The organism is Paenibacillus sophorae, from assembly GCF_018966525.1.
Taxonomy (GTDB): domain Bacteria; phylum Bacillota; class Bacilli; order Paenibacillales; family Paenibacillaceae; genus Paenibacillus_AQ; species Paenibacillus_AQ sophorae.
Map to the genome: position 1 here is coordinate 2,215,255 of NZ_CP076607.1, position 26,347 is coordinate 2,241,601.

22 protein-coding genes are annotated in these 26,347 nt (G+C 51.0%); 17 read left to right on the plus strand and 5 right to left on the minus strand.

Going from position 1 to position 26,347, the window contains the following annotated elements:
- The first annotated feature begins 132 nt into the window (after positions 1–132).
- From uraH to KP014_RS10605, 8 genes are all read left to right on the plus strand, one after another.
- Positions 133–516: a hydroxyisourate hydrolase gene (gene uraH / locus KP014_RS10570; RefSeq protein WP_036587440.1), complete on the plus strand. Its 384-nt coding sequence runs from the start codon at positions 133–135 to the stop codon at positions 514–516.
- Positions 517–572: 56 nt separating this feature from the next.
- Positions 573–1,967 carry an allantoinase gene (locus KP014_RS10575; protein WP_036587438.1) on the plus strand — a complete coding sequence of 465 codons (1,395 nt, stop codon included), beginning with the start codon at positions 573–575 and terminating at the stop codon, positions 1,965–1,967.
- Positions 1,964–3,250 carry an allantoate deiminase gene (gene allC / locus KP014_RS10580; RefSeq protein ID WP_036587437.1) on the plus strand — a complete coding sequence of 429 codons (1,287 nt, stop codon included), beginning with the start codon at positions 1,964–1,966 and terminating at the stop codon, positions 3,248–3,250. The genes KP014_RS10575 and allC overlap by 4 nt, the downstream gene beginning before the upstream one ends.
- Positions 3,247–4,473, plus strand: coding sequence for a pyridoxal-phosphate-dependent aminotransferase family protein (locus KP014_RS10585; RefSeq protein WP_036587435.1), 1,227 nt, complete (start codon positions 3,247–3,249; stop codon positions 4,471–4,473). Before allC ends, KP014_RS10585 begins: the two co-directional genes overlap by 4 nt.
- A 168-nt stretch (positions 4,474–4,641) precedes the next feature.
- The gene (locus KP014_RS10590; RefSeq protein ID WP_090833993.1) at positions 4,642–6,471 is read left to right on the plus strand and encodes an adenine deaminase; all 1,830 of its coding nucleotides are present in this window, start codon (positions 4,642–4,644) and stop codon (positions 6,469–6,471) included.
- Between the two features lie 540 nt (positions 6,472–7,011).
- Positions 7,012–7,464, plus strand: coding sequence for an IDEAL domain-containing protein (locus tag KP014_RS10595; protein ID WP_036601731.1), 453 nt, complete (start codon positions 7,012–7,014; stop codon positions 7,462–7,464).
- 521 nt (positions 7,465–7,985) lie between these two features.
- Positions 7,986–10,427, plus strand: a complete 2,442-nt coding sequence (locus KP014_RS10600) for an FMN-binding protein (protein ID WP_036601730.1) — start codon at positions 7,986–7,988, stop codon at positions 10,425–10,427.
- A gap of 351 nt (positions 10,428–10,778) precedes the next feature.
- Complete coding sequence (locus KP014_RS10605) at positions 10,779–11,735, plus strand: 3'-5' exoribonuclease YhaM family protein (RefSeq protein WP_036601728.1); 957 nt, start codon at positions 10,779–10,781, stop codon at positions 11,733–11,735.
- Positions 11,736–11,834: 99 nt separating this feature from the next.
- Here KP014_RS10605 and KP014_RS10610 read toward each other — a convergent pair whose 3' ends face one another.
- From KP014_RS10610 to KP014_RS10625, 4 genes are all read right to left on the minus strand, one after another.
- Complete coding sequence (locus KP014_RS10610) at positions 11,835–12,548, minus strand: 3'-5' exonuclease (RefSeq protein ID WP_246590696.1); 714 nt, start codon at positions 12,546–12,548, stop codon at positions 11,835–11,837.
- Between the two features lie 84 nt (positions 12,549–12,632).
- The gene (locus tag KP014_RS10615) at positions 12,633–13,535 is read right to left on the minus strand and encodes a copper amine oxidase N-terminal domain-containing protein (RefSeq protein ID WP_036601726.1); all 903 of its coding nucleotides are present in this window, start codon (positions 13,533–13,535) and stop codon (positions 12,633–12,635) included.
- 168 nt (positions 13,536–13,703) lie between these two features.
- Positions 13,704–14,372 carry a PspA/IM30 family protein gene (locus KP014_RS10620; RefSeq protein WP_036601724.1) on the minus strand — a complete coding sequence of 223 codons (669 nt, stop codon included), beginning with the start codon at positions 14,370–14,372 and terminating at the stop codon, positions 13,704–13,706.
- A 21-nt stretch (positions 14,373–14,393) separates the two neighbouring features.
- Positions 14,394–14,612 (minus strand): PspC domain-containing protein, encoded by a 219-nt coding sequence (locus tag KP014_RS10625; protein WP_036601723.1) that lies wholly within the window; start codon positions 14,610–14,612, stop codon positions 14,394–14,396.
- 295 nt (positions 14,613–14,907) lie between these two features.
- Here KP014_RS10625 and moaA point away from each other — a divergent pair, with 295 nt between their 5' ends.
- Positions 14,908–15,942 carry a GTP 3',8-cyclase MoaA gene (moaA, locus tag KP014_RS10630; RefSeq protein ID WP_425517268.1) on the plus strand — a complete coding sequence of 345 codons (1,035 nt, stop codon included), beginning with the start codon at positions 14,908–14,910 and terminating at the stop codon, positions 15,940–15,942.
- A 156-nt stretch (positions 15,943–16,098) separates the two neighbouring features.
- Positions 16,099–16,794, plus strand: a complete 696-nt coding sequence (locus KP014_RS10635; protein WP_036601720.1) for a GntR family transcriptional regulator — start codon at positions 16,099–16,101, stop codon at positions 16,792–16,794.
- Between the two features lie 261 nt (positions 16,795–17,055).
- Here KP014_RS10635 and KP014_RS10640 read toward each other — a convergent pair whose 3' ends face one another.
- Entirely contained in the window at positions 17,056–17,928 is an 873-nt protein-coding gene (locus KP014_RS10640; protein ID WP_051500500.1) for a LysR family transcriptional regulator, read from the minus strand.
- A 447-nt stretch (positions 17,929–18,375) separates the two neighbouring features.
- Between KP014_RS10640 and KP014_RS10645 the strand changes: the two genes are divergently transcribed.
- From KP014_RS10645 to KP014_RS10675, 7 genes are all read left to right on the plus strand, one after another.
- On the plus strand, positions 18,376–19,230 hold the full coding sequence (locus KP014_RS10645; protein WP_036601741.1) for a carbohydrate ABC transporter permease: 855 nt from the start codon (positions 18,376–18,378) through the stop codon (positions 19,228–19,230).
- A complete protein-coding gene (locus KP014_RS10650) occupies positions 19,230–20,063 on the plus strand; it encodes a carbohydrate ABC transporter permease (RefSeq protein WP_036601718.1) in 834 nt (277 codons plus the stop codon). Before KP014_RS10645 ends, KP014_RS10650 begins: the two co-directional genes overlap by 1 nt.
- A gap of 85 nt (positions 20,064–20,148) precedes the next feature.
- Entirely contained in the window at positions 20,149–21,450 is a 1,302-nt protein-coding gene (locus KP014_RS10655) for an ABC transporter substrate-binding protein (protein ID WP_036601717.1), read from the plus strand.
- Between the two features lie 42 nt (positions 21,451–21,492).
- Positions 21,493–22,620, plus strand: a complete 1,128-nt coding sequence (locus KP014_RS10660; protein ID WP_036601714.1) for an alpha/beta hydrolase — start codon at positions 21,493–21,495, stop codon at positions 22,618–22,620.
- Positions 22,621–22,636: 16 nt separating this feature from the next.
- On the plus strand, positions 22,637–23,941 hold the full coding sequence (locus tag KP014_RS10665; RefSeq protein ID WP_036601713.1) for a sugar ABC transporter substrate-binding protein: 1,305 nt from the start codon (positions 22,637–22,639) through the stop codon (positions 23,939–23,941).
- Between the two features lie 95 nt (positions 23,942–24,036).
- Complete coding sequence (locus KP014_RS10670) at positions 24,037–25,392, plus strand: carbohydrate ABC transporter permease (protein WP_051500499.1); 1,356 nt, start codon at positions 24,037–24,039, stop codon at positions 25,390–25,392.
- Complete coding sequence (locus KP014_RS10675; RefSeq protein WP_036601711.1) at positions 25,393–26,229, plus strand: sugar ABC transporter permease; 837 nt, start codon at positions 25,393–25,395, stop codon at positions 26,227–26,229.
- Positions 26,230–26,347: the final 118 nt, after the last annotated feature.

Consider the following 26,347-nt stretch of genomic DNA (forward strand, 5'->3'; position numbering starts at 1 on the left):
TTCCAAAGGCTGATTGCCGGTTAGGAAGACAGAATTACCCAGCTTATTAATGAATATTTTCCTCGAGAATTACGGGAAACGCAATGATTTATCTCACGTTCTGAATCATAATTTATCCAGGGAGGTGGCTGTATGAGCGGACGCTTGACTACCCATGTACTTGATCTGGCGCGGGGCATACCCGTTTCCGGCATCGTTCTGCAGCTTAGGCGGCTGGAGAACGGAGAAAGTCTGCTGCTTCGCGAGGCGGCTACGAATGCGGACGGGAGACTGGATACTCCGCTGCTGGAGGATGCAGAGATGAAGCCCGGCGAATATGAGCTGCTGTTCCACGCGGGAGATTATTTTCGGAAAATGGATGCGGAAATCTCGGAGACATCCTCGTCCCGTGTACAAGAATCAACCGGATTTCTCGATCTGATCCCGATCCGATTCCATATCGGCAGCGAAGGCGGCCACTATCATGTCCCGCTTCTGCTCGCTCCCGGAGGATACAGCACCTATCGCGGAAGCTGACAAGCGGATATATCTTAATTTTAGAAGAAATCTGACGACGATGGGAGGGAACCCACTTGAGCGATTCTTATGAACTGGTAATTAAAAATGGTCTGGCGGTACTCCCCGGGGAGGTCGTGAAGCTTGATATCGGCATTGCCGATGGCAAAATCGCCGCGTTGGAAGCCGGGATAGAAGCCGGCCCGGATACAACCGTCATCGATGCCGAAGGACAGTATGTGCTGCCTGGCATGATCGACATGCATGTCCATTTTAACGAGCCGTCGTTCGGGCACTGGGAAGGCTTTTCCACCGGATCGGCGTCGTTGGCGGCGGGAGGCTGCACCACCTATGCTGATATGCCGCTGAACGGCAATCCGCCGACGGTGAACTTGCCCGCTCTTGGTTTGAAAGCCGAAATGGCAGCCGGTCATTCCGCTGTCGACTATGTGCTGTGGGGCGGCCTTGTTCCGGGCAATCTGGATAATCTGGAGGAGCTGTGGTCGGCAGGCGTCACGGGCTTCAAAGCCTTTATATCGAATCCGGGCGGCGAAGGCGAAGGACGCTTTCGCGAGGTTGACGATCAGACCCTTTACCAAGGAATGAAAAAGATCGCCTCGCTCGGCGGCATTCTGGCGCTGCATGCGGAGAGCGACGAGATGACGGCGGTGCTCGCGGCGGAAGCGGTGCGAAGCGGACAGACAGGAGCTCGCGATTTTGCGGCTTCCCGGCCAGCGCAGGCTGAGCTGGAGGCCGTCGCCCGGGCGCTGCTGTACGGGGAGCGGACGGGATGCCGGCTGCATTTTGTCCATATCAGCACGGCCGCGGCAATCGACATGATTCATGAAGCCAAATTGCGCGGCCAGGACGTATCGGCGGAAACCTGCCCGCACTATTTGATATTGACGGAAGACGATATGGAGGAAATGGGGCCGGTCGCCAAATGCGCGCCGCCGCTGCGGAGCGCCGAAGAGCGTGAGAAACTTTGGAACACGCTGGCCGAAGGGAAAATCGATCTCATTGCCTCGGACCATTCGCCCTGTCCTCCCGAACTGAAGCTTGCCTCCGGACTGACTTTCTTTGATGCCTGGGGCGGCATCTCCGGTGCTCAGAGCAGCATGGAACTGATGTTCCACGAAGGAGTGAACAAGCGGAAGCTTCCGGTTACGCTGATTTCACGGCTGCTATCGGGGCTTCCAGCGGAGCGTTTCGGGTTATCCGGCCGCAAAGGTTCAATTGCTCTTGGCATGGACGCCGATCTGGCGGTGCTGCATCCGGATATGGCCTATACCCTTGCCGCTTCGGATTTGCTCTACCGCCACAAGCACAGCCCATACGCCGGAATGAATCTCTCCTGCAGGGTGACTTCCACCATCTGCCGCGGCAATCTTGTCTATACCCGTGAACAAGGCGTGATCTCTCCGGAAGGCGGACAGTGGATAAAAATCGGTGAAGGGCAGCTGGTATTATGAGTGCGTCATATATTCAAGCTCCAGCCGCCGAAATGATGGAGCTGCTTGAAGAGCTGTCCGCGTTCAGCGCGCCGGGAGACGGGGTCACCCGGCTGCTGTATACGCCGGAATGGAAGAAGGCGCAGCAGTTTCTGCTGGGCCGGGTCAGGGAGAGCGGCCTGACGGCTTATTCCGACAACGTCGGCAATGTCTACGGCAGATTGGCCGGCACGCGCCTTGACGGCAAAGTCGTATTGACCGGTTCGCATATCGACACGGTTGTAAGCGGCGGAAAATACGACGGGGCTTACGGCGTGGCGGCAGCCTTTACAGCGCTTCGCTACCTAAACAGCGTGTACGGTCCGCCGCTTCGGACATTGGAAGCCGTCTCCTTCGCCGAAGAGGAAGGCAGCCGGTTTCCGCTGACCTTTTGGGGTTCTGGCAACGTGACCGGACTGTATGACGGCAGCGAAGCGGAAGACTGCCGCGACGGCGAAGGGATTACGCTGAAAAAGGCGATGGAAGATTGCGGCTTGCAGAAATCCGCCGACTCGTTCAGAAGCGACATCTCCGCTTATGTAGAGCTTCATATCGAGCAGGGGATCGTCCTTGAGCGGACGGAGACACAGATCGGCGTCGTGTCGGCGATTGCCGGACAGCGGCGGTTTGCCGTGACGGTCAAGGGTACGGCCAATCATGCCGGAACAACGCCGATGGGGCTTCGCCGCGACGCCCTTGCCGCGGCGGCTGAGATGGTGCTGCAGTTGGAACGCTTCGCCATCGAAGCGGGAGATCCGCTGGTGGCCACCACGGGCAGGCTGGAAGCATTCCCTAATACGCCGAATGTGATTCCCGGCGAAGTGGCGTTCACGCTGGACATCCGTCATAGCCGGGAGGATGAGCTAGAGGCGTTCTGCTCATCGGTCGCTTCCGCATTTGAGGAAATAGCGAAACGCCGGGATGTTGCCCTTGACATAGCACCCCGGCTTAGCGCTTCACCCGCGCCGATGGACAGCGGGCTGAGAGCGGAGCTTGAAGCTATATGTGTCCGGCAGGGCAGGACATACAAGGCGATGGTCAGCGGGGCGGGTCACGACGCCCAGCTCTTTGCGCCCCGCTGCGGGACGGCGATGATTTTCGTGCCTAGCCGAGGCGGCATTAGCCATTCCCCGGAGGAATATACTCCGCCGGAAGAGCTGGCTGCCGGGCTTGAGGTGCTGATCGCGCTACTATATAAGCTAGGATATGAAGAAACGGATGAAGACGGTCTTGTGCCGCAAAATACGAAGGAGAGATGGACATGAAGCGGTTCGAAGACTTGTCGCCGTCATTGCGGTGCATCATGACTCCGGGACCGGTGGAGGTTGACCCGCGCGTGCTGCGGGCAATGTCTTTTCCAGTGCTGGGGCAGTTCGATCCCGAGTTTACGGATATTATGAATGAGACGATGGGTATGCTGCGCGAGCTGTTCGCTACAAGCAATCAGTGGGCCTATCCCGTTGACGGCACCTCCCGTTCGGGGATTGAGGCGGCCATGGTCAGCCTGATTTCTCCGGGAGACCGTGTGCTGATCCCGATTTACGGCCGTTTTGGGCATTTGCTGCATGAAATCGCCGAGCGCTGCGGCGCGGAAGTGCATACAATTGAGAAGACGTGGGGAACCGTCTTCGATCAGGAAGAGATTATTGCCGAGATGCGTAGGGTGAAGCCCGATGTGGTGGCAATGGTTCATGGCGAGACGTCGACTGGCCGCCTGCAGCCGCTTGAAGGGATCGGGCAGGCCTGCCGGGAAATGGATGCCCTGCTGATTGTCGATGCAGTGGCAACCATCGGCGGCGTGCCTGTCGAGACGGATGCCTGGCAGCTTGATGCCGTGATCGGCGGCACGCAGAAATGCCTGTCGGTTCCGTCGGGCATGGCTCCGGTCACGTACAATAAGCGCGCCGAAGACAAGATCATGTCGCGCAAGCGGGTGGAGCGCGGACTGCGCACCGGCGACGGCGGAGCAGATGATATCATTGCGGTACGCAGCAATTATTTCGATCTTGGGATGCTTCAGGACTACTGGAGTCCATTGCGGCTGAATCATCATACGGAAATGACCTCCATGCTGTACGCGCTGCGTGAAGGCCTGCGGCTCGTATTGGAAGAGGGGCTTGAGGCGCGATTTGCCAGACACCGTCTGCATGAGCGTGCGCTTGTCGCCGGGCTCGAGGGGATGGGACTTCAGCTTTACGGCGACCCCGGCTGCAAAATGCCGATGGTAACCTGCATCACGATCCCGGACGGAGTCGACGGAGAATCAGTCCGCTCCATGCTGCTGGACAGCTTCGGCATCGAAATTGCCAGCTCCTTCGGACCGCTTAAAGGGAAAATCTGGCGGATTGGAACTATGGGCTTCAGCTGCCGCGGGAACAATGTGCTGCGGGTGCTGGGCGCGCTGGAGGCGGCGCTGCTCCGACACGGCTGCAAGCTGCCTGCCGGACTTGGCGTTCAGGCGGCGCTTGATATCTACGAGCGGGTATAGGATAATTTTGAGAAGCGAAATACGCAAGACATTCGGAAGACATACCTGCCGGATGAAATCAGGAAAAACGGCTACCGGCCCCGCGGGGAAGGCAGAGCCGTTTTTTCTTAAACTGCCGCTCGGCGGAGCTGCTGCGGTTAACTATTTTTGCGGAGGGAGCGGGTAAATATGGTCTTTGCAAGAAAACCTCTCGCCGACTGCGTTCCGGCGCTTGTAGCTACGGCGCGCGGCGACATGCCGGCAACGCTGGTCATTACCGGCGGTAAACTGGTTAACGTGTGTTCCGGCGAAATTTTGGAAGGCATGTCCGTCGGCATTCAGGAAGGACGCATCGCCTATGTAGGCAAGGACGTATCGCATATGATCGGCGAGAATACCCAGATCATCGATGCGGCGGGAAAATATATCGCCCCCGGGCTGCTGGACGGACATTGTCATATCGAGAGCACGCAGCTGACCGTCACTGAATTTGCGCGCGCGGTTCTCCCGCTCGGAACGACCGGCGGCTTCTTCGACGCTCATGAAATCGCCAATGTGTTCGGTCTTAAGGGCATCAAGCTGATGCTGGACGAGATGCGTACGACTCCGCTTGCGGCATACATGCAGGTCGCCTCCTGCGTCCCTTCGGCCGGTCCCGAATTCGAAACGACCGGAGCGGCAATCGGGCCGGAGGAAGTGGCGGAGGCTTTCACATGGGGAGACGATGTCATCGCGCTCGGTGAAGTGATGAACTTTCCCGGCGTCGTCTATGGCGACGATAAAATGATCGGAGAGATTCAGGCGACCCTTCGCGCCGGCGGTCAGGTCGACGGGCATTTCACCTGGCCCGCGAGCGACTGGAGGCTGCCTGTATACGCGGCGGCTGGTGTAACCGGCGATCATGAGTGCGTGACCGCCGAGGATGTAATTGAGCGCGTGCGGCTGGGCATGTACGCCAAGATGCGCCGCGGCTCCGCCTGGCATGATGTTGCCAAGACGATTACGGCGCATACCGAGCATGGCCTCGACCCGAGGCGGATGATGCTCGTCACCGACGACCGCAGCTCGGAATCGCTGCGGGACGAAGGCCATATGGACTTCGTGGTCCGGCATGCCATTGCCCAGGGGGTGAAGCCGGTGACCGCCTTCCAGATGGCGACGATCAACACTGCTGAACGCTTCGGTGTTGCCCGCGATATCGGCTCCGTTACTCCGGGCAATCTCGCCGATATCATTCTGCTGGACGGCAATCTCGCTGACGTCAACGTCGTGATGACAATAGCCGCCGGGACCGTAGTCGCCGAGAATGGAGCCATGACAGTATCCCTGCCTTCATTTGCCTATCCTCAGGAAGTGCTGTCTTCCGTTCATCTGCCGAAGCGCCCGACAGCCGGAGATTTTGTTATCAAGGCGCCGGTGGAGTCCGGTAATGTGAGCACCCGGGTTATCAAGGTGCTGGAAAACCATGTGGAGACAATGGAACGTATTCTATCCTTGCCTGTATTGGAAGGGAACCTTCAGGTAGGGGGCGGCCTATGCAAAATCGCCGTTCTGGAGCGCCACAAAGGAACGGGAAATATGGCGGTCGGAGTGGTGGAGGGAGTCGGCTTCCATGAACCCGCGGCCATTGCCATGACCGTGGCGCATGACAGCCATAATGTGCTTGTGATCGGCAGCGACGACGAACTTATGGCTAAGGCTGTAAATGCCGTTGCCGACGTGCAGGGTGGAGTTGCGGTCATCACGGGGTCAGGTACGACCTTGTTCCCGCTCGCTATTGCCGGACTGATGTCCGCCGAGCCATTTGAAGTCGCCGCCGCCCAGTCGGCCGCAATCAGCAAGGCGCTTTACGATGCGGGCTGTACCCTCAACTATGCCTTTATGACGCTATCTCTGCTCGCACTCGCGGTTATTCCGACCCTTCGCCTTTCCGACAAAGGTCTGGTGCGGATTACGCCGGAGGACGGTATCCAACTGGTGCCGTTGTTCTGCGAGGAGAGTGTCAAAGCTTCTGTATAAAATCTGCTGACAGGATTGCTATATCCCTACTGCTCCCAATTGTACCGGAAGCTGTTCCGCATATTGTCCTTAGGGCGGGTGCGGCCCTTCAGAATGGAGGATATCCTCGCAGCAGTTGCCTGACGGGTAATCGACCTTGTCCGGATGTTCGTGGGCAGAGTGACCCTGGCCATTTGTTGCCCGGATCATTATCTTCATCAACAAGAATCCGCTGTGCCATTTCGGACAGCGGATTTTTGTCGGCTAAAGGTGATAGATATGGCAATAGATAAATGGAATATTATTGATTTATTAATAAATAATTACATATATATTTTGGAAATTTGAATTTTAAATGAAATTTAAGCGTTTAGGGGCTAAAAACATTAACCAAATTGAATAGTGATGAAACATTTTTTCAGAAAAGATGCTAATATAATATTAATAAAGGGCAATCCATAGACGATATAACAATAAATGAATAATTACTGATGTGATAGATCTACTGTTCTAAGCTTAACGCAAAGCCCAAATTAATTTTTTAGGATGGGGGAACAAGAGATGATTAGATTGGAAACGAATGAGATCGTGAGTATCGCCAAGAAGCAAATCGCCAGTATCTTTAAGATGGAGCCGCTTGAACTGAGATTTGTCAATGATTTTCAAGGTGAGAAGAGTCTCTTAAATGATGACAAGCTGCATCTGACCAACCGTCACTATTGGGCAAAAGTAATGGACTGTGTTTTTGAAGATCAGGTTAGGCCGGTTCTGATGTGTGAAGTGCTGTATTTTCTCCGCAATGAGTACCTGGAAAGCGACATCGACCTGGAGTTTTCGTTTGACTTTTCCGCAGGATCTATAGTCGAAGCCACTGCCATAGCTGAGGTTAACTTTAACGATAAGCCGGACCTCGGAAAGAACGAAATCGCCGAGCTGATCGATTTTGCGCTGGCGCTGCAGGACAAACAATGGTTCGAAGAGCTTACCGAGAAGTATAAAGAGCTGAGCGCCTAAGCGCCGTGCGCCGTATAGACACTAGCCGGTTATTACCGTCTGAAGCGGACCGCCTCTATCAATAAACAATCACCGATTGTGGATTGATAGAGGCGGTCTTTTTGCGTATCTCCTGGCGGGAATTGAGGAAGCTGGCGGCGAAGCGGAAGCTATGAAAACGCTCCTAAATAGAAGGATTTGAGATAAAGTTCCATTATCAAGGAATTCGTGATTTTTATTATATAGGGTGTGATTTTACACACAGATTACGTTTTCAGCGATTTGCTATGATCAAGCCAGAAATATCCGGAAGGGCTTCATTTAATTTTGTGAAAATTTTCACTATTTTATTTGAAAGCTTTCATCTCTTTTCCAGGACTCCAAGAAAAGGCCTGTTTAATAGGGATGGTCAGGTCGAGCGCGAAAGGAGGAATGGCCTCTTTGAAAGGCATCATTTCTTTCATAAAGAAAGAAAGCGCTTTTATAAATCGAAATTAAAAAAAGCTGCATAAAACTGGGGATTTGGTAAAGGAGAATTCGGATTGAAAAAACTCATTTCTTTGACTGTAAGCGCTGTAATGCTGTTATCGCCATTTGCCTTCACTATCAATGCACCGGCACTAAATTTACAGATCGACGCTGTCTCGGCGGCATCCGAGGAGCAGCCGCCCGCAACGCCTAAACCGGCGCCACCGAAACCTGCCGCAACGCCGAAGGCCACTGCCAAACCGAAGGCTACCGCTAAGCCGAAGGCCACCGCCAAACCGAAAGCCACGGCCAAACCGAAAGCCACCGCCAAACCGAAGGCGGCGCCTAAAGCCACAGCCAAACTAAAAGCCACAGCCAAACCGAAAGCCACGGCCAAACCGAAGGCTACCGCCAAACCGAAGGCGGCGCCTAAAGCCACAGCCAAACCAAAGGCAACTACCAAACCGAGCGCGAAAGCCACGGCGAAGCCGGCTGCAACCGCCAAGCCGGCTGCAACCGCTAAACCGGCTGCAACTGCTAAGCCTGCCGCAACTGCCAAACCTGCGGCAGCGCCTAAGGCGACTGCCAAGGCTACGGCTGGGCCGAAAGCAACCGCCAAACCGGCCAACGTCAGTGCAAATGTGTATCTGGACGGGGTTTACGTCGCGTATGGAAACGCTAACACCAAAGGTACCGAGGGTGCAAAGGTTACGATCAAGAATGGCAAGGTTGCCGATATCGAACTGCTTAGAACGAGCCCAAAGATTATTGACAGAGACGCCCGCAACAATTACAGCGGCGTGTGGGTTGCGTATGAACTGATGAAGGAAAGGCTGCTGAATAAGACAAGACAAGGCGCCGCCAACGTCGATGCCGTCTCCGGAGCTTCGCGTACGAGCAACGGATGGAAGCTGTCGGTCGACAGAGCGTTCGAAAGATCGCTGAAAGTGAAACCCAAGGATACCGTTTACTTTGCCGGCGAGCATATGGGTGTTGATCCGGAAGGCAAATACGCCGTATTCGCCACTTACGATGCCACTAAGCTTACGGGCGTCAAAGTATACCCGCTTAGCGGCACAGGCGATATCATTGAAGAAAAGGCGTTCACCCCGGCACAGGCCGCTGCCGTAGCTGTGATTACGCCTGCCCTGCTGGCGAAAGGAGCGGCCGCACAGCCAACCGCCGGTCTTGAAGCGGACTTCAAGGCAGCGGTCAATGCGTTCTGGGATGCCGAGGAGAACGCTCTCATCAATAATACATCCAAATATGTCGACGGCTTCTATTCCTCCTACGGCACAGCGAGAAGCGTAGGCACGGAAAGAGCCGATATCATCATCCGCAATGGCAAGCTGGTCGATGTGAAGCTGTACCGGCTGGGAAGCAACCTGCTTGACAGAGGAACGACGGCTTATGCCAAAGTAGTGGAAGCGAATGCTCCGATGACCGCTAAGCTGCTGGCTAACGGATCGTACATCGCGAACTACGACGAGAAGGTTGACGGCATTTCCGGCGCAACTGAGAGCAGCCACGGCTGGAACCAGGCTGTGGAAAGAGCATTCGAAAAGGCGCTGGAGGTTCCGACTAAGGGCCAATATTTTGACGGTAAATTCGCCGGGGTCGATAATCAGTCGAAGCTGATGCTGCTCGTTGATATCGCTTCGGATAAGGTAACGGGCATCACCGTTAGCCTGTTCGGTGACGACAAGAAGCTGATCGCCGCCGATAAACTGACCGCCGAGCAGAAGGATCTGGTTGCGCAGCTGACTGCCGGCCTGCTGGACAAAGGCGTACAAGCGGCCGATATCGCGGGTCACGAAGATCATTCCTCCGCAGCCCGGGCGGCGTTGGCCGATGCTCTGGCGAATGCGTCCAAGCAGCAGGGGGCTTATAAAGACGGCACCTTTATCGCTTACGGCAACGCTTACGATAAAGGAACGAATCAGGCGAAAGTAACGCTGCGCAACGGCAAAATCGTGGATGTGGCTCTGTACCGCCTGGGCATGAACATGGTTGACCGCGGCGAAGCCGCCTATGCGGAAGTGATTAAGGCCCTTCCTCAGCTTACCTCCAAATTTTTGGCGGCAGGCACGAGAGAAGGCGTTCAGGAAATGGATGCCGTTTCCGGCGCGACAAGCAGCAGCAATGCGCTGAAGGCTGCCGTTGACCGAGCCTATGGCAAAGCGGAAGTTGCGGAAGCCTACAAGGCTGCCTATTTCAACGGCACCTTTATCGGCGTGAGCGCTGATAAATCCGTGAATGTAATGGTAACCGTCAAGTATAACGTTCCAGTGAAAATGCTTGTTTACTATCTGGACGAAAAAGGCAATGTAAGACCATACGATAAGCTGTCGAATGACGAGAAGGCTGTGAAAAGCGAAATCGAGCTGCCTTCGTATGACAGCCTGCACAAATACGGGTATAGACCTGCGGCATTCGGCGCGAATGATGCCCAGAAGGCTATATCCGCCAAAGCGGTGGAAGCTATCAAGGCCGCGCTCGAGAGCGCGGGCAAATAAAGAGCACACCCTCATAAGAGCTGTTCTCAGGACCATGCAATAAGGCCGGGAACGGCTCTTTTTTGAAGATTAAAGAATCTATAAGTTTTCAGCAGAGCTGAACGATTCTTTAATCGCAAGAAAAACAATCGCTAATGAGGGATTAGACAGCTTCTTCGAAAAGACTTCGATAGGAGTTTTTCTTATAGAGATCATACCGGAACCTCCCGTAGACCAGATAAAGCTTCGGACGAAGATCTTTTGATGGCGCGGCGGCATATAGTTTTTATTCCACAGTTTGAAGGGATTGAAGCGCCCAGTGTCAAATTTATTGTGGGAAGAAGAAGGTTTAACCTTAGTAGGAGGCTCATCATGAAGCAAATCAATCAACTGGCACCGCAGGATGAATTCGTCGGCTTTTATCTGATAAGGGAATTGACGGTCAAACAAACGAACGGTAATCCGCCGAAGGATTATTTCGATATCGTACTCAGTGATTCCAGCGGCCAGCTGTCCGCGAAGCAATGGGATGTGTCGACTGCGGACAAAGAGACTTTTTTTCCGATGGGTCTTGTCAAAGTTCAAGGTCTCGCCCATTTATACCGGGAGAAGCTGCAAATCAAGATTAGCAAAATGCGTTTGGCTACGGAGAAGGATGGTGTGGCTTTGACGGACTTTATCCGCTCCGCGCCCATCCGTCCGGTCGATTTAATCTATACGATTAGGCAGGCCATGGGCTCCATAAGCGACCCGGAGATCCGGACAATTGTCGCGTATTGTGTGGGCAAGGTGGAGGAGAAGCTGATGCATTATCCGGCGGCCAAGACCCATCATCACGCTTACTTTGCCGGGCTTGCCTATCATATGGCGCGAATGCTTGAGATTGGCGATTTTTTGTGCAAACAGCGGCCATTTCTGAATCCCGATCTGCTGAAAGCGGGCATTATCCTGCACGATATCGCCAAGCCGGAGGAGATGATCGCCGAGCTTGGCATTGTATCGGATTACAGTGTCCAGGGCAAGCTGCTCGGGCATATAGCAATGGCTTCGAGTTGGATTACGGAAGCGGCGATCCGCTCGAATATCGATCTTGAGTCTCCGAAGGTTATCGGGCTTCAGCATCTGGTACTGTCGCATCACAACCTTGGGGAATGGGGAAGCCCGGTGCAGCCCCAGACGGCTGAAGCGGTGGCCCTCCACCATATCGATGCCATGGACGCCAAGCTTCAAATGGTTGAGGATGCACTGGATACGACGCCAGAGAGTGAAGAGTGGACGCCGTTTATCCGCGGATTGGAGAATAAAGCGGTATATCGGATGAAGCTGTAAATCCAGTCGTGAAAAAAAGCCGGGTAAAAGCCTGTTATCTGCGAAGACCGGCCATAGATGGGGGAGGCATATCCATAATGGGAATATGCCTCCCCTTCTTTATTCTTTCCCCAGCGTTTCTCGGGCGGCTGCCGTTTCCGCAGCCTGAAGAAGAGCTGCGGCAGATTCCGCCGAGACGGCTGAGGACTTGTTCCCGCTCGCTTTCGCCTTGCTGCGGGTTGGCTTGCGCGCCGGAATCGAGAAGGGAGTGTAGCCGCCGGCATGCAGCGTGCCAATCCGGCAGCCCAGATCTTCCGCCAGCGTCAGCAGGCCGGAATGCCCGGCCCGTTCCGCGAGCTTCACCAGGATGACCGCCGCGGTGCGGGCATCCTCGAGCGCGTCGTGATGCCGCAGGGGAATACCGAAATATTCAGCTAATATGTTCAGCCGGTAAGAGCCGAGATCGGGCTGCATTTTTTTGGCGAGCAAGTAGGTGCACCAATATTGAAAGGACGGATAGGGCAGGGAGCACTGATCGAGTCCGTAACGGAGTACGCTCATATCGAAGGAAGCGTTGTGCGCCACGATATTTTTTCCATGAATAAGCAGTTCAATAGCAGGCCACAGCTCGCGGAATGTCGGCTGCCCTGCGACCATTTCGGGTGTTATCCCGTGGATGGCGATATTTCTGCGGTCGAAGCGCTGCTCCGGATTAATCAGCCATGCCTGCTCGGACACGATGCTTCCGCCCTTTACCTCAACCAGTCCCAACGCGCAAGCGCTGGCCCGGCCGGCATTCGCCGTCTCAAAATCGATTGCCACAAAATCCATCATACTGACTCCTGTCTTTCCTTGGTGGTAGATTCATAGTGTTCTAACTATAAGTATAGCAGAGGTCGTGTATGAAAAAGAGTGTATTTACTTCTGCTCTTCCGGAATATCGACGACTTCCTCGTTCATGGTGACATCTTTGGTGCCGAGCTCTGTCACAGTTCCGTCCGGGCCGATAAATCCGTAAGAGGCTGCGCCGATATGGGGCATGACATGAAAGTAGGCGAGCCGGCTTTTCAGTATGGGTCGGACTCCGCTCTCCTCGATCGCCTTGGTTTCCTTGAAGAACAGGACGCTGTCCGTCTTTGCGCCGCCAGTCAGTCTTGCCGTCCAGATCAGTTGGCTTCGCTCGTTCACCACTTCATAATAAGAGACGACGTCGCCGCCACCGATCAAGAACCGCTTATATTCGCCTTCCGGAAAATAGTAGGTGAAGCTCTGGCCCTCCAAAGAGGATGGCGTCGGTTCTAGGTTCCGGATCTTGCTTACGCGGGGAAGCTGCATGACCGCTCTGCGGGCATCGGTCAGATTGCCGGACGCCAGACGTTCCATCAATCTGTTGTCGGCCTTTGCCACATACACCGTGCGGGAATAGGAATTCCAGGTTACGTAAGCGCCCGAGACTTCGGCGATGAAACGCAACGGAACCATGATGCGCCCTTTTTCCAGAGTGGCCGGCATAGAGAGCGTAATTTTACCGGAATCGGCGAAGGCCGTCTTCTGGCCGGCAACCAAACTAATCATTTTACTGCCTTTCATAACCGTTACCGTCTTGGTCTTGTTATCCCAGCTTACCGATATTCCCGGAATCTGCCGCACGACGTTTAAGGGAACCATAGTTGTTCCGTTCGCCAGATAGGCGGATGTTCCCTGCCCTCCTGCATTATTGTTTACGATCACTTCAATTTCGCCAGCGGCGAAGGATGTCCCTCCCGAAACTATGGCCAGAGCAAGAATTGAAGCGCAGCCCAGACTTGCCAGCTTCTTCATTAGATACATTCCTCCCTGAAAAAGAATTCTCGCAATCTTAGACGCGAAATCGTCTGATAAGTTACAGAATCTTACAATAAAAAAAGGTACTCTCTCTGCTCGGCAAGGAGAGTACCCATTTTGTTCAACGAAATCCATATAATCTTACTGCCCGCTGCTCTTCGTCCGCTAGCGCAGGCGTTCCAGCTCGGCCGCGGCTTGTTCCTTCACACGAGCGTTTGCGGTGCTGCCTTCTGTGCCGGCAGCCGGAGACACATACCGGCCCGGTAGCGTCTGTCTCGCTTCCCATTCCTGGATTTTATCTTCCATTCGCTCGAATCCCCGGGCGGCGGAATGTGTATTCAGGCCGGAGAAGGCGGCGCGGGAAGGGGCGGGGGTGACGTTATCTGGAACTTTGCGGAGACGCTCGGCACGTTCAGCAAGCTCGGCCCTTTTGGCTTTCAGCCGGACCCGCTCTTCCTTGGCTGCGGCGATCTCGTATCCGAGTCCGGCCAGCACCTGCCGGGTCTCCTCCAGACCGGCGGCGCATTCCTGCTCGCTCTCCGTATAGGTGAGCTTGGCAGTTACGGCCTGCTGCGCTCTAGCTTCGTCGCCGCTCTCCAGAGCCTTTAGGGCATCGCCTTCGCTAAGCTCCGCCAGCATGCGGTATTCTTTCAGCCGGCGCTCCAGCAGTCTGGCCGCCGCCTGTAAATCGCGGCTGCGCTGCTCCGCCTCGGCGATCTTGTCTTCAAGGTCGCGCAAATATTGTCCGGTCATCATGACCGGGTCCTCCAGCCGGTTCAGGCCCTCATGCAAGGCAGCCTTCGTTAAAGTCGCAATTCTCTGCAATATGCTCATTGATCTCTCTCCCTTTTCTTTTTAGTAATAATGATGTCCATCCATGAAGCCCCCGTTCCGGTCGCTTGGAACGATGAGGCTGGCGATCAGATAAAAAAGAATAAACGTGCCGACGCTGCATAAAGCGACGATTACGGCGACCAGCCGAATAAGGGTGGAGTCGATGCCCAGCCACTCAGCCAACCCTCCGCACAGGCCGCTGATTTTCTTGTCTCTTTCGGAACGGTAAAGTTTTTTCATGATTTCATTTCTTCCTTTCGTCATATCCGTTATCTATGGCTTAATTCTATTATTTTCGCGTGCATCGTAAAACGGGCTGGGGACGGTTTTGCATTCTCGACCTAAGACGGGGAAAGCTTCGGCAATTGGACGGGGATGTTAATGGGGAACGTACAAAGTTCTGCAAAACGGAGCTTTTTGTCTGTCGGAAAAGTCTTGATAAGCATTAAATATTTTTATTTAGCCATAAACAATTGGTATTTTTAAAGTTATATATAATGCTGTATAGTATAGAATCACAATATGATCTTTATATATGCAGATTCGGGAGGAACCTATGATCAATGACCTGCTTCAACGTCCGCTCAAAGATTTGAGAATTTCCGTCACGGATCGTTGCAATTTTCGCTGCGTATATTGTATGCCGAAGGAAATTTTCGGCCCGGATTATCCCTTTCTTCCCAAAGAGGAGTTGCTCAATTTTCAAGAAATAGCGAAGCTTGCGCAAATATTTGCGGCTCTCGGTGTGACCAAGATACGTCTCACCGGAGGCGAACCGCTGCTGCGAACCGATCTTCCGCTGTTATTGGACAAGCTTACTTCCATCCAGGGTATTAAGGACATCGCGCTGACGACAAACGGCGTACTGCTGCCCAAATATGCAGCGGACTTGAAAGCTGCGGGACTGAGGCGCGTGTCGGTAAGCCTCGACTCGTTATCGGACGAGCGGTTCGGCTATATCAACGGCAGAGGAATCGGAGTCGAGCCGGTGCTTAAGGGGATTGAAGCGGCTGCAAGGGCCGGGTTGAAAGTGAAGATCAATATGGTTGTTCAAAAAGGCGTCAACGATCAGGATATCGTTCCGATGGCGAAATATTTCAAGGACGCCGGACATACGATTCGCTTCATTGAATATATGGACGTGGGGAACACCAACGGCTGGAATCTTGACAAGGTTGTAACCAAACAGGAGATTATTGACAGGATTGACCGGCATGTGATGCCGCTTGAGGCTGTTCGCGGCCAATACTTCGGAGAAGTGGCTTCCCGTTACCGGTATAAAGGAACAGAGCAGGAGGTCGGCATTATTTCGGCGGTTTCGGACGCCTTCTGCGGAACATGCACAAGAGCGAGAATTTCAGCGAGCGGCTCCTTGTATACATGTCTCTTCGCCACGGAAGGAACCGACCTCCGGGAACTTTTGCGGTACGGTCTGTCGGACGATGTACTGGCGGGCAGGATAGCGTCCGTCTGGAATAACAGGGACAATCAGTACAGCGCGAAGCGGGGGCGGGATACGAATGAAGCGAGCGGCAAACAGAAGATTGAAATGTCTTATATCGGAGGATAGACTTGGCCGATGAATCCCCGGCTTTTACGAAAAAACCATAATCTGCTATGATATAGGCAGAGTGTTTCAATGATTGTCTAATATTCGCGCAGAAGCCGATCCCGCTCTTATAATAAGGGCGGGTAAGTTGTTCTTATCACCTGGAGGGAAGACTCTATGGACTTAGCTAATAAGCTTGTTAAAGAAACGACGACCATGGCTGTATATAGACGGTTATATGATCTGGTGCTGAGCGGGAGATTTCCGCCGGGTGAATGGATCAGGGAACGCGAGCTGAAGGAGATGCTGGGTGTAAGCAGCACGCCGATTCGTGAAGCGATGCGCATGCTGGTGCAGGAACGTATTCTGGAATCTGTTCCCCATCACGGTGTTCGGGTCAAGGAGTTGTCGGTGAAAGAGCTGAAGGATTTATATGAGCTTCGCGCCGAACTGGAGGGAATGGCGGCCAGGATTGCCGCAGAGCGGGGGAGCAGCTCGCATTTCAAGCAGATGGAGAATCTTCTGAACCTTGAGCAGGCTCATCGCGGGAATACCGCGGATGCCATGGAATTAAATAACCGGTTTCACGATCTTGTTGTGGAGGCCGGCGGGAATCTCGCACTGAAGAGCACCCTGCATCATTTGCGCGCGGGAATTAGCTGGATACAGGTGATGGCATGGAACCGGAATAAAGAACGCCATGCGCTTACCGATTACCAGCACCGCGGGATTTGGGAGGCGCTGGTGAACAGGGACCCTCAGCTTGCCCAGGCTAGAATGCACGAGCATATATGGGATACGATCAGTTTAATGCTAGATTCCCGGCAAGAAGAAGCAAGCGAGCAAGCGGGAGAATCGGATCAAGCCGATTGAACGAAGTTAGACATGTACCAAGACCAGAAGTTTAAAGCTTATGGTCCTCGTGTACATGTTTTTTTGTTGTTGACATTCCTTTCGGTAGGCGCTCTTTTAGCAGGAATAGTTGCCGATCGTGTTCCCGGATGGATATCTGGCGGCGGTTATATCCTATTTTGTAATATCTATGTGTTGTAAGCTTCGACACAAAAGGCCATGTTTCTACGTTTGTAGAGGCATGGCCTTTTATATTTCCAATCGTTACGTATATCTTGATAGCTAGACAACCTCTTCGAATGTCCAGTTGTCCTGATTCAAACGAATCCCCTTTTTCGATAAATTCTCTTTATTGTAGGTTAAATAGTAGTTGATTTTATTCAGTTGAATATTCTCCGATAACGGAATGCTGACCATTTCGTTATTTTTTATTTCCTTCTCAAGAATCATAGGGGGAAGAAAGCAGATTCCGTGCTGTTCATGGATCAGGCTTTTGATCACTTCGACCTGGTTGGAATAAAGCTTCTTTTTAAAATTCAGATCCGTTAAATCCGCGATGCTGTTCTTGTAGGGTTCATAGAAGATAATATTCTCTTCTTCCATGCATGTGAAGTTCTCCAGCAAGGGCTGACTCGATAACGGGTGCTCGGCGGGGAGGATCAGGTTGAACTCCTCGGAGCCAAGCGGATAGGTCTGATAGCAGGTGTTCATCATTAAATCGGTTGTAAAGGCGACGTCCACTACATTATCAACCAATGCCTTCAAAATGCTGGAAGATTCCAGGAAGATCAAATGGATATTTAAATGCTCGTTCAGATTGGTAAGATCCTGAATGACATTATAGATGAAAGGGTGGCTGAGGGGAACCGAGCTTCCGATCGACAACGAGGTGGTATGAGTAATTTCCTGCTTGGCCATCTTGAGCGTATCAATAACGGATTGGGCATGAGGGAGAAACCTTTCTCCCGCACGCGTAAGCTGAACATTTCGCTTTCCTGACTTTCCTCTTGCAAAAAGCTCTTGACCGAGCTCCTCCTCCAACTGATTGATACGGTTGGTTACAGTCGGTTGAGGAACGTAAAGATGCTTGGCCGCCTCTGTAAAATTACCGTATTTACATACGATGATGAAAGTCTCAAGATGCACGATGTTCATGGTCAAGAATTCCCCCCTGGTAATACAATATGGAAATATTAGTAATACAGGTTACATACTTCAAATCCTTCACGCCTGCCTCGAAACACTCTTCTATGTAACAATATATATCATATATAATATTTAGTCCACGTTTTGTTAACATTTTAGCCTGATAAAATCCTTATTACGTCATAATAAGTGACATTAATCATATCTTTTTCGGAAAAAACGAACACATAACATACTTATTTTTTATTTGGAAATAAGGGATTCATATTTAACATTATATATAATGCATTTTATAATCCCCTTAACAGAGAACGTTAAAATTTAATCTATTTCTTACAGACAGGAGAAGACAACATGGAAAATAACCGGGCTTCAATAGATATCCATCCTGTTATTGAAAGATCATCGAAGCTGGAAAGGAGAGGAAGCGTGAAAAGATGGGTAACCTCGCAATGGATGCAGCAAATCTTCTTTGTCGGTCCGGCGATACTATTTTACTCCATAGTCATTGCAATACCGTTCTTTTTCGGCATTTATTATTCGATGACGAGCTGGGATGGTGTATCCGGTAATGCCGTCTGGGTAGGATTACGAAATTTTTCATCGATTTTTTTTAACGATCCGGAATTTGTCCAATCGTTTTGGTTCACAACCCGATTTACCTTAACCGCTGTGGTACTAAACAATTTGATCGGATTTGCTCTGGCTTATCTGCTGTCCCAGCCGCTCAAGAGCCGGAGTGTGGTTCGAACGATCTTTTTTCTGCCAAACGTGTTGGGTGGACTTGTTCTCGGGTTTATCTGGCAATTCATTCTCGTACAAGGCTTTCCCGGGATTGGAAAACTCACACACCTGTCTTTCTTCAATCTTCCTTGGTTAGGAACCGAGGCCACTGCATATTGGGCTCTTATCATCGTGAGCGTGTGGCAGGGAGCGGGTTACTTGATGGTTATCTATATTGCGGGTTTGGCGAATGTGCCAAAGGACCTGATTGAAGCTTCAGTAATTGACGGGGCCGGCAAGTGGCAAATTCTGAAGAATATTATCATTCCGCTGATTATGCCAACTTTGACGGTATGCTTGTTTATCTCCATTTCGTGGACTTTCAAAATGTTTGACTTGAACTATTCCCTGACAAGCGGTGGGCCGTATGGTTCTACCGAATCCGTGGCAATGAACATTTATAATGAAGCATTCGGGAATAACCGTTATGGATTAGGTACGGCGAAAGCGCTAATCTTCTTCGTGGCTGTCACCGTTATCACTTTGATTCAGGTCAAGCTTACAAAAAGCCGGGAGGTGGAAATGTAATGACGGGCAGAACGTATTCATTAAAGTTATTTGGCGTCGAGCTGCTTGCTTTCTTGCTGGCGCTAGTGTTTCTCTCTCCGTTCTATTTTGTCATCGTAAACTCGTTTAAAAGCTTCGCGGAACTGCTCACGGATACGGCAGGTCTACCGGGGGTCCTGCATTTTGAAAACTATTTGAATGCCTGGAACGCCTTGAACTACCCGGTGGCTTTTAAAAATACGCTGATCATTACGATTTTCAGCAACATGGGCTTGATTATTATTTCTTCTATGGCCGCATATCGTCTGGTCCGCAAGAAGAGCCGGATGAATCGCTTCTTATTCTCGATGTTCATGCTGGCGATGATCATTCCGTTTCAATCGATTATGATTCCGATGGTAAAGATGTTTGGCTGGGTTAACCTGATGAACACTTTTACCGGGGTCGTGATTGCTTACATGGGGATGGGGGTTTCCTTTACGCTATTTCTGTACAGCAGCTTTATCATAGCGATACCGAAAGAAATTGAAGAATCGGCTGTTGTTGACGGCTGCACGCCTTACGGTACATTCTTTCGAATTATCGTTCCGCTGCTAAAACCGATGACGGTTACCGTTCTCGTGCTTAACAGTTTGTGGATTTGGAACGATTTCCTGCTGCCGATGCTCGTTTTGCAAAAACCCGGTCTTCAAACGATACAGACAGCCACCAGTTCGTTGTTCGGGCAATACATGACCCAGTGGGATTTGGCGCTTGCGGTGCTCGTTATGGGTATGGTCCCCGTCATGGTCTTATTCTTTATGGCGCAGCGCCATGTCATCCAAGGCATTGCTGACGGAGCGGTAAAAGGATAATTGGCTATAAAATGCGAGTGTCATCCGGCACCTTCATATACACATCGTAACGATAAAAAACAATTGTAGGAGGGTTTAATAGATAATGAAGCGTTCATTTATCATTTCATGCGTCCTAGTGTTGATGTGTTGCCTGTTGGCTGCTTGCGGGGCCAATTCAAACAGCGGGGCCAATACCGGCGCCGATGCTGCCGGAACCGGAGGATCGAACGCTCAAAAAGAAGTTACGATTAAGCTGTACCAGCAGAAGGTGGAAATTGCCGAGCAGCTTAAAGTATTGAAGGACGAGTATGAGAAAACCCATCCTGGTGTCAAGATTGAAATTGAGTCTGTTCTGTCCAGCCAATATGGCACTAAGCTGAAAGCGAAGCTGGCGGCGAATGAAATGCCGGATATCTTTAATAACGGCGGATTCAGCGACATGGATGTGTGGGCCGACCATCTCGAGGATCTGACGGATCAGCCTTGGGTGAGCGATGCTGTTGAGTCAGCCAAGGTGCCGATGATGAAAGACGGCAAGCTGTATGGCTTCCCGTTGTCACTGGAAGGATCAGGGCTTGTCTACAATAAAGATATGTTCGCCAAAGCCGGAATTACCGAGCTCCCGAAGACACTGTCCGAACTGGAAGAAGTGAGCAAAAAGCTTAAAGCGCAAGGCTATACGCCGTTTGTAAATGACTATGCAAGCGTATGGGATTTGGGGATTACGATATTTGATTCCTTTATGGCGAAGGTGCCGGATACGGATAAATTTATCGCGGACCTGAATAGCGGGGCGGCAACGTTTGCAGGCAACGATGTGTTCAAAGGGCTGCCGAAATATCTCGATATTGCTATGAAGAACGGCAATCCTAATCCATTGACCACGGACTACAACACGTCGATGACCATGTTTGCCACCGGCCAGGGAGCCATGATCCCGGCGGGAAACTGGATTCAACCGCTTATTGATAAAATCAATCCGAATATCCAGGCCGGACTTATGCCGATGCCGGTCAGCGATGATGCGGATTTTAACAAAAACGCGGTGTATACTTCGCCTACCGTTTGGGTAGTGAACAAAAATTCACCGGTTAAGGAGCAGGCGAAGGAATTTTTGAACTGGCTCGTTACGTCCGATATCGGAAAACAATATGTAGCCAAGGAATTCAATCTGATTCCCGCGTTCAAGAGCATTAAGGCCGACTCGGCTGATGTGGGAAGCATTGGTGCTGGTCTGACGAAGTTTTCGGAGGAAGGAAATTCACTTCCGATGCAAGCGTCGAAAATGCCGGAAGGTCTATATACGGAAATTGCGCAGTCGATGCAGAAGTATGTGGCTGGAAAATCGACTCCCGATCAAATGCTGGCCGAATTCCAGGCATCCTGGAACAAGCTGAAAAAGTAGTTTTTAACAGGAGGACAGCGTTAAGGAAGGGGGGGATAAGCTTTGAATCATCTCGACGAGTATACAGAATTGCTTTCTCTTCTACGTGCAAAATCAGTCACGCAATTTAAAGACGGGTACGACTTTATTGTTAAAAAAATTCCGGATTCGGATAATGACGGCGAACTTGATCCGAGAGTGTTAAGTGTCCTTCAGCAGCAGCATCAGAGTGAAATTTCGGCCGATGAGCGTAAATCGGAGCTTGCGGACCTTAAGGCTTTTGAGAAGATTGCCCTCCGGATGAGAGCCGGGATGATGGGCTCGGGCAGCGAGGATATTACCGGCACGGATATCGAGACCTCCAAGCTTGCTATTAACGGAACGAACGGCACTATCCCAATTCGTATATACAGGCCCGAGAACGAGAAGAAATTGCCTGCAGTCGTGTTTTTTCATGGAGGGGCATTTATCGGAGGAACAGTGGATGGTATGGAAAATGTATGTAAAGCTTTATCGAAGAAGGCCGGCGCCGTTGTCATCTCCGTGGATTACAGGCTTGCTCCCGAGCATCCGTTTCCGGCCGGGTTTGTCGATTGTCTTGATGCGGTGAATTGGACCTGGCGGAGTGCCGAACAACTTGGCGTAAACAGGAATCAAATTACGGTTGCGGGCGACAGCTCCGGAGCAAACTTCGCAGCGGCCTGCGCCCTGAAAGATAAGGAGTCGGGGGCGGGAATGATCAAGTATCAGGCGCTGATTTATCCCGTTGTCAATAATGCCGAAGCCATTACCGACGATTTCAGGTGGAGCATTGACGAGTATGTCATTAACAAGCATTACGAGTTTATCATGCCGGGTATTCAGGAAATAAAGGACAACCTTGAAATCATCAGGCAGGTATATGCGAAAAATTTGGACGCATCGATCCCCTACATTTCCCCGTTATTGGCTGAACAATTAAACGATCTGCCGGAAGCTCTGATCCTGACAGCCGAATACGATTATTTGAGATTGGAAGCCGAAGCCTATGCCAGAAAGTTGTCAGGGTGCGGAGTCAAAACCAGGCTGATCCAATATAACGGCACCAATCACGGTTTCCTGGATAAGCTCGGACTGTACCCTCAAGCGGAAGATTGTCTGGATGAAATTGCCGAAGGAATTAGAAAATGCTTCGACTCTATTGAACAATAAGGAGCAGTGATTGGGAATGACGAAGAAAATGGGATTGGTAGTATTGTCTCTCATGCTGATGTTTACTTTGGCCGCATGCGGCGCTAACTCCGCAAACTCCACGAATTCCGCTCAACCATCCGAAGGCGCGAATTCCAGCAGCGCTCCAGCGGAAGCGGCAACGGACGAGCTTACCCCCGAGCCCGGCGCCAAACTTATTTTCTGGCACCCTAAGACTCCTTTCTCCGAATACGCGGTACAAGAATTCCAGAAAAAATACAACATTCCCGTAACGCTTCAAGATGTCGGTTACGACGCCATTCTGAATAAATATAAAGCCGACGGCCCGGCCGGAAAAGGCGCTGACGTCTTTGTTCTTGGCAGCCTTGATTTGGGGGATGCCGTGAAATCGGGCAGTGTGCTGCCCAACGATTATTTTGAAGAAGACACCAAAAATATGATGCTTGACCAAGCGATCCAGTCTTTCACGTGGGACGGTATTCTCTACGGTTACCCAAGCTATGCTTATTTGCCCGCCATATTCATCAACAAGGATTTGGTGAAGGATGCCAAATTTGAAACTTGGGATGACATCAAAGCTTTTGCTAAAAAGTTTAACGATATCCAAAACAATAAATATGGATTTTTCTTTGAGGCTAACACAAAGGACAGCGCTTATCCATTTATGGCCGCGGAGGGCGGTTATTATTTCGGCAAAGACGGCACGGATGCGAGCGACATTGGCATCAATAACGAAGGTGCGGTTAAAGGGTTGGAGTATTTCAAAAGCCTGAAAGAAATTTTGCCTTTAAAAGCAGCCGATGCGTCTGGTGACGTTAAGACCAGCCTCTGGGAACAAGGGAAAATCGCCATGATTATGGATGGAACGTGGAACAGCGGAAGATACAAGAAGCTGCCGTTTAAAGTAGAGTCCATGCCGCTGCCCAACATGCCGGACGGTAAAATGGCTCCCGTAATGACCGGCGTTGGCGGATTCTTCGTAGGGTCGTACACGCAATATCCGAACGCCGCCAAGCTGTTTGCCAACTTCTTAATGTCGGAAGAAATGCAGATGAAAATCAATGAAGTCACCGGATTTCTTCCTCTGGCCAAGAACCTGCAAAATGAAGAGCTGTACAAAGACGATCCGGTTACCCTGGGTTTCATTCGCCAATTGAAACAATCGCATTTTTACCCGATTATTCCTGAAATGAAGGTCCTGGCGTACAGCGATACCATAATTACGCCGGCGATTGAACAAATATGGGACGGCGCCGACGTCAAATCGTCATTGGATAAAGCTGCACAGAGCTTGAAGGACTCGATTGCCGGAAGTCAGTAACTGACACGGATTGCCTATACGTTTGATTAGCAGTAAAATCCCCCGGCAAGATTTTGCCGGGGGTATCCATTACAGACTTTAAAGGAGTTGGCTACATGTACGAGCATCGCAAGACGCTGGAAGGGGTATACCAGCCTCGCAGGGTTGTCGGGCATCGTAAAATTGCGGCAGTCTTGTCTGTTCTTCTCATGGGTCTTGGCCAATTATACAACCGCCAGTACGGAAAAGGGATTGTACTCCTGATCTTCTCCTGCCTGGGGATCTACACGGCGGTTACCCGGCTGCCGCATGCCATTTGGGGTATTGTCACTCTAGGCGAAAAAGAGAGGCACTTGGAAAAGGTTGGGAAGATGTACAAGCAAGTCATGGGCGATCATTCCATCTTTCTACTGGTCGAAGGTCTGATTACTGTATTCTTGTTGTTTGTGTTTGTTTGGATGTATTTTTTAAACATTAAGGATGCGTACCGTACCGGAAAAGTAAGAGAAGAAGGCGGAACAACGAACACATTCAAGCAAAGCCTGCAATACGTTGCCGATTACCGGTTCCCGCAAATCGCAATCTCCATCCCTATGCTGGGCATTCTGTTTTTCACCATTATGCCTATTATATTCATGATATTGCTGGCTTTTACGAATTACACCATTAACAATCAGCCGCCCGCCCATTTGATCGATTGGCAGGGCTTCAAGACGTTCAAAGATATATTCGTGATCAAATCGTGGAGTCATACGTTATATGCGGTGGCGCTATGGACATTTGTCTGGGCGCTGCTCACGACGCTGACCAGTTTTATCGGCGGATTTGCTGTTGCTCTTGTCGTGCAGCGCAAAGAGGTTCGTTTGAAATCGTTCTGGAGGACGCTTTTCATTCTTCCCTATGCCATTCCGGCGTTTGTCTCGACTTTGATTCTGAAGAACATTTTTAACGGACAGTTTGGACCGATCAATCAATATTTGAAAATGATGGGACTTCCCGTCGTGCCCTGGCTTTCCGACCCGACGATTTCGAAAGTAACGCTGGTTATCGTGAACTTCTGGCTGAGCTTCCCGGTTATGATGCTGATGATTATCGGAATCTTGTCCACCATTCCAAGCGATATGTATGAAGCGGCCGATATCGATGGAGCGAGCGGCTTTCAAAAGCTTCGACTGATTACGTATCCGGCCGTTATGTTCTCGATGGCTCCGCTGCTCGTCATGCAGTTCGTCGGCAACATTAACAATTTCAACCTGATCTTTCTGCTCACGGGAGGAAAGCCCGGCAGTTCGGATTTCAGATTCGCCGGCCATACCGATATTTTGATTACCTGGATCTATAAACTGACCATCGATCAGGGCCAATATAATTTTGCTTCGGTTATTGGAATTTTTATCTTCATTATATTGTCATTCTTTGCCGTCTGGAGTATACGCAACACGAAAGCGTTCAAAGAAGAGGAGGTCAAATAAATGGGTGGTGTAAAACCGAAAAAAATCGTCAGCATCACATCTATTTATACCTTTCTTATCATCGTTGGCATTGTCTCCATCTATCCTGCCATTTGGGTCATCATGTCCTCTTTTCGTATCGGAGGCTCATTATTCAGCGAGACGCTCGTTCCGAGGCAGTTTACGTTTATCCACTACAAAGAATTATTTGCCAAATACGATTTCGGACTCTGGTATTTAAATTCACTGAAAATTTCTGTAATCAGCACGATTTTTATGACGATCCTGATTTTGCTGACCGGATATATCTTTTCCACCTTCCGTTTCGGCGGCCGTAAAACACTGATGAGCACCTTGCTTGTTCTCGGGCTGTTTCCTTCATTTATGAGCATGATCGCCGTTTATATTTTGCTGAACATGATGAATTTGCTGGACACTCATCTGGCCGTCATCATCGTCTATGTGGCAGGCTCGCCGGTGTTCTTCCTGTTCGCCAAAAGCTACTTCGATACGATTCCCAAAGGGTTGGTTGAAGCCGCCCGTATCGACGGAGCGAATCATTTGGGCGTTTTTTTCCGGATCGTCGCACCGCTCTCCACTCCTATGATCGTGTATATGGCGCTGCTGAGTTTTACAGCAACGTTCACGGACTTTATTTTCGCGAGACTGGTTTTAAGCTCAACGGAGACGAAGACGCTTGCTGTCGGGCTATTCGATATGATCAACACCAATTTTTCGACCGACTTTACCGTGTTCGCCGCCGGGTGCGTATTGATTGCTATACCGGTCACCGTCTTGTTTATGATCATGCAGCGTTTTCTGGTGGATGGCTTGACTGCCGGTGGCGAAAAGGGCTAAGGCCGATGGAATCCTCCGATATATCTAACATTCATCAACTTTATCGAAACATAAGCAATTGATATTTAACAATAAATATTATATATAATATAGTTTTTTTAGGGACAGAAGCCGGATC

What these genes read in the sequence shown, in the direction of transcription:
- KP014_RS10590 (WP_090833993.1), top strand. Translation starts at nt 4,642, where the DNA reads ATGGTCTTTGCAAGAAAACCTCTCGCCGACTGCGTTCCGGCGCTTGTA.
- KP014_RS10595 (WP_036601731.1), top strand. Translation starts at nt 7,012, where the DNA reads ATGATTAGATTGGAAACGAATGAGATCGTGAGTATCGCCAAGAAGCAA.
- KP014_RS10615 (WP_036601726.1), bottom strand. Translation starts at nt 13,535, where the DNA reads ATGAAGAAGCTGGCAAGTCTGGGCTGCGCTTCAATTCTTGCTCTGGCC.
- KP014_RS10675 (WP_036601711.1), top strand. Translation starts at nt 25,393, where the DNA reads ATGGGTGGTGTAAAACCGAAAAAAATCGTCAGCATCACATCTATTTAT.
- KP014_RS10650 (WP_036601718.1), top strand. Translation starts at nt 19,230, where the DNA reads ATGACGGGCAGAACGTATTCATTAAAGTTATTTGGCGTCGAGCTGCTT.
- KP014_RS10585 (WP_036587435.1), top strand. Translation starts at nt 3,247, where the DNA reads ATGAAGCGGTTCGAAGACTTGTCGCCGTCATTGCGGTGCATCATGACT.
- uraH (WP_036587440.1), top strand. Translation starts at nt 133, where the DNA reads ATGAGCGGACGCTTGACTACCCATGTACTTGATCTGGCGCGGGGCATA.
- KP014_RS10635 (WP_036601720.1), top strand. Translation starts at nt 16,099, where the DNA reads ATGGACTTAGCTAATAAGCTTGTTAAAGAAACGACGACCATGGCTGTA.
- moaA (WP_425517268.1), top strand. Translation starts at nt 14,908, where the DNA reads ATGCAGATTCGGGAGGAACCTATGATCAATGACCTGCTTCAACGTCCG.
- KP014_RS10665 (WP_036601713.1), top strand. Translation starts at nt 22,637, where the DNA reads ATGACGAAGAAAATGGGATTGGTAGTATTGTCTCTCATGCTGATGTTT.
- KP014_RS10655 (WP_036601717.1), top strand. Translation starts at nt 20,149, where the DNA reads ATGAAGCGTTCATTTATCATTTCATGCGTCCTAGTGTTGATGTGTTGC.
- KP014_RS10625 (WP_036601723.1), bottom strand. Translation starts at nt 14,612, where the DNA reads ATGAAAAAACTTTACCGTTCCGAAAGAGACAAGAAAATCAGCGGCCTG.
- KP014_RS10605 (WP_036601728.1), top strand. Translation starts at nt 10,779, where the DNA reads ATGAAGCAAATCAATCAACTGGCACCGCAGGATGAATTCGTCGGCTTT.
- allC (WP_036587437.1), top strand. Translation starts at nt 1,964, where the DNA reads ATGAGTGCGTCATATATTCAAGCTCCAGCCGCCGAAATGATGGAGCTG.
- KP014_RS10620 (WP_036601724.1), bottom strand. Translation starts at nt 14,372, where the DNA reads ATGAGCATATTGCAGAGAATTGCGACTTTAACGAAGGCTGCCTTGCAT.
- KP014_RS10645 (WP_036601741.1), top strand. Translation starts at nt 18,376, where the DNA reads ATGCAGCAAATCTTCTTTGTCGGTCCGGCGATACTATTTTACTCCATA.
- KP014_RS10670 (WP_051500499.1), top strand. Translation starts at nt 24,037, where the DNA reads ATGTACGAGCATCGCAAGACGCTGGAAGGGGTATACCAGCCTCGCAGG.
- KP014_RS10640 (WP_051500500.1), bottom strand. Translation starts at nt 17,928, where the DNA reads ATGAACATCGTGCATCTTGAGACTTTCATCATCGTATGTAAATACGGT.
- KP014_RS10610 (WP_246590696.1), bottom strand. Translation starts at nt 12,548, where the DNA reads ATGATGGATTTTGTGGCAATCGATTTTGAGACGGCGAATGCCGGCCGG.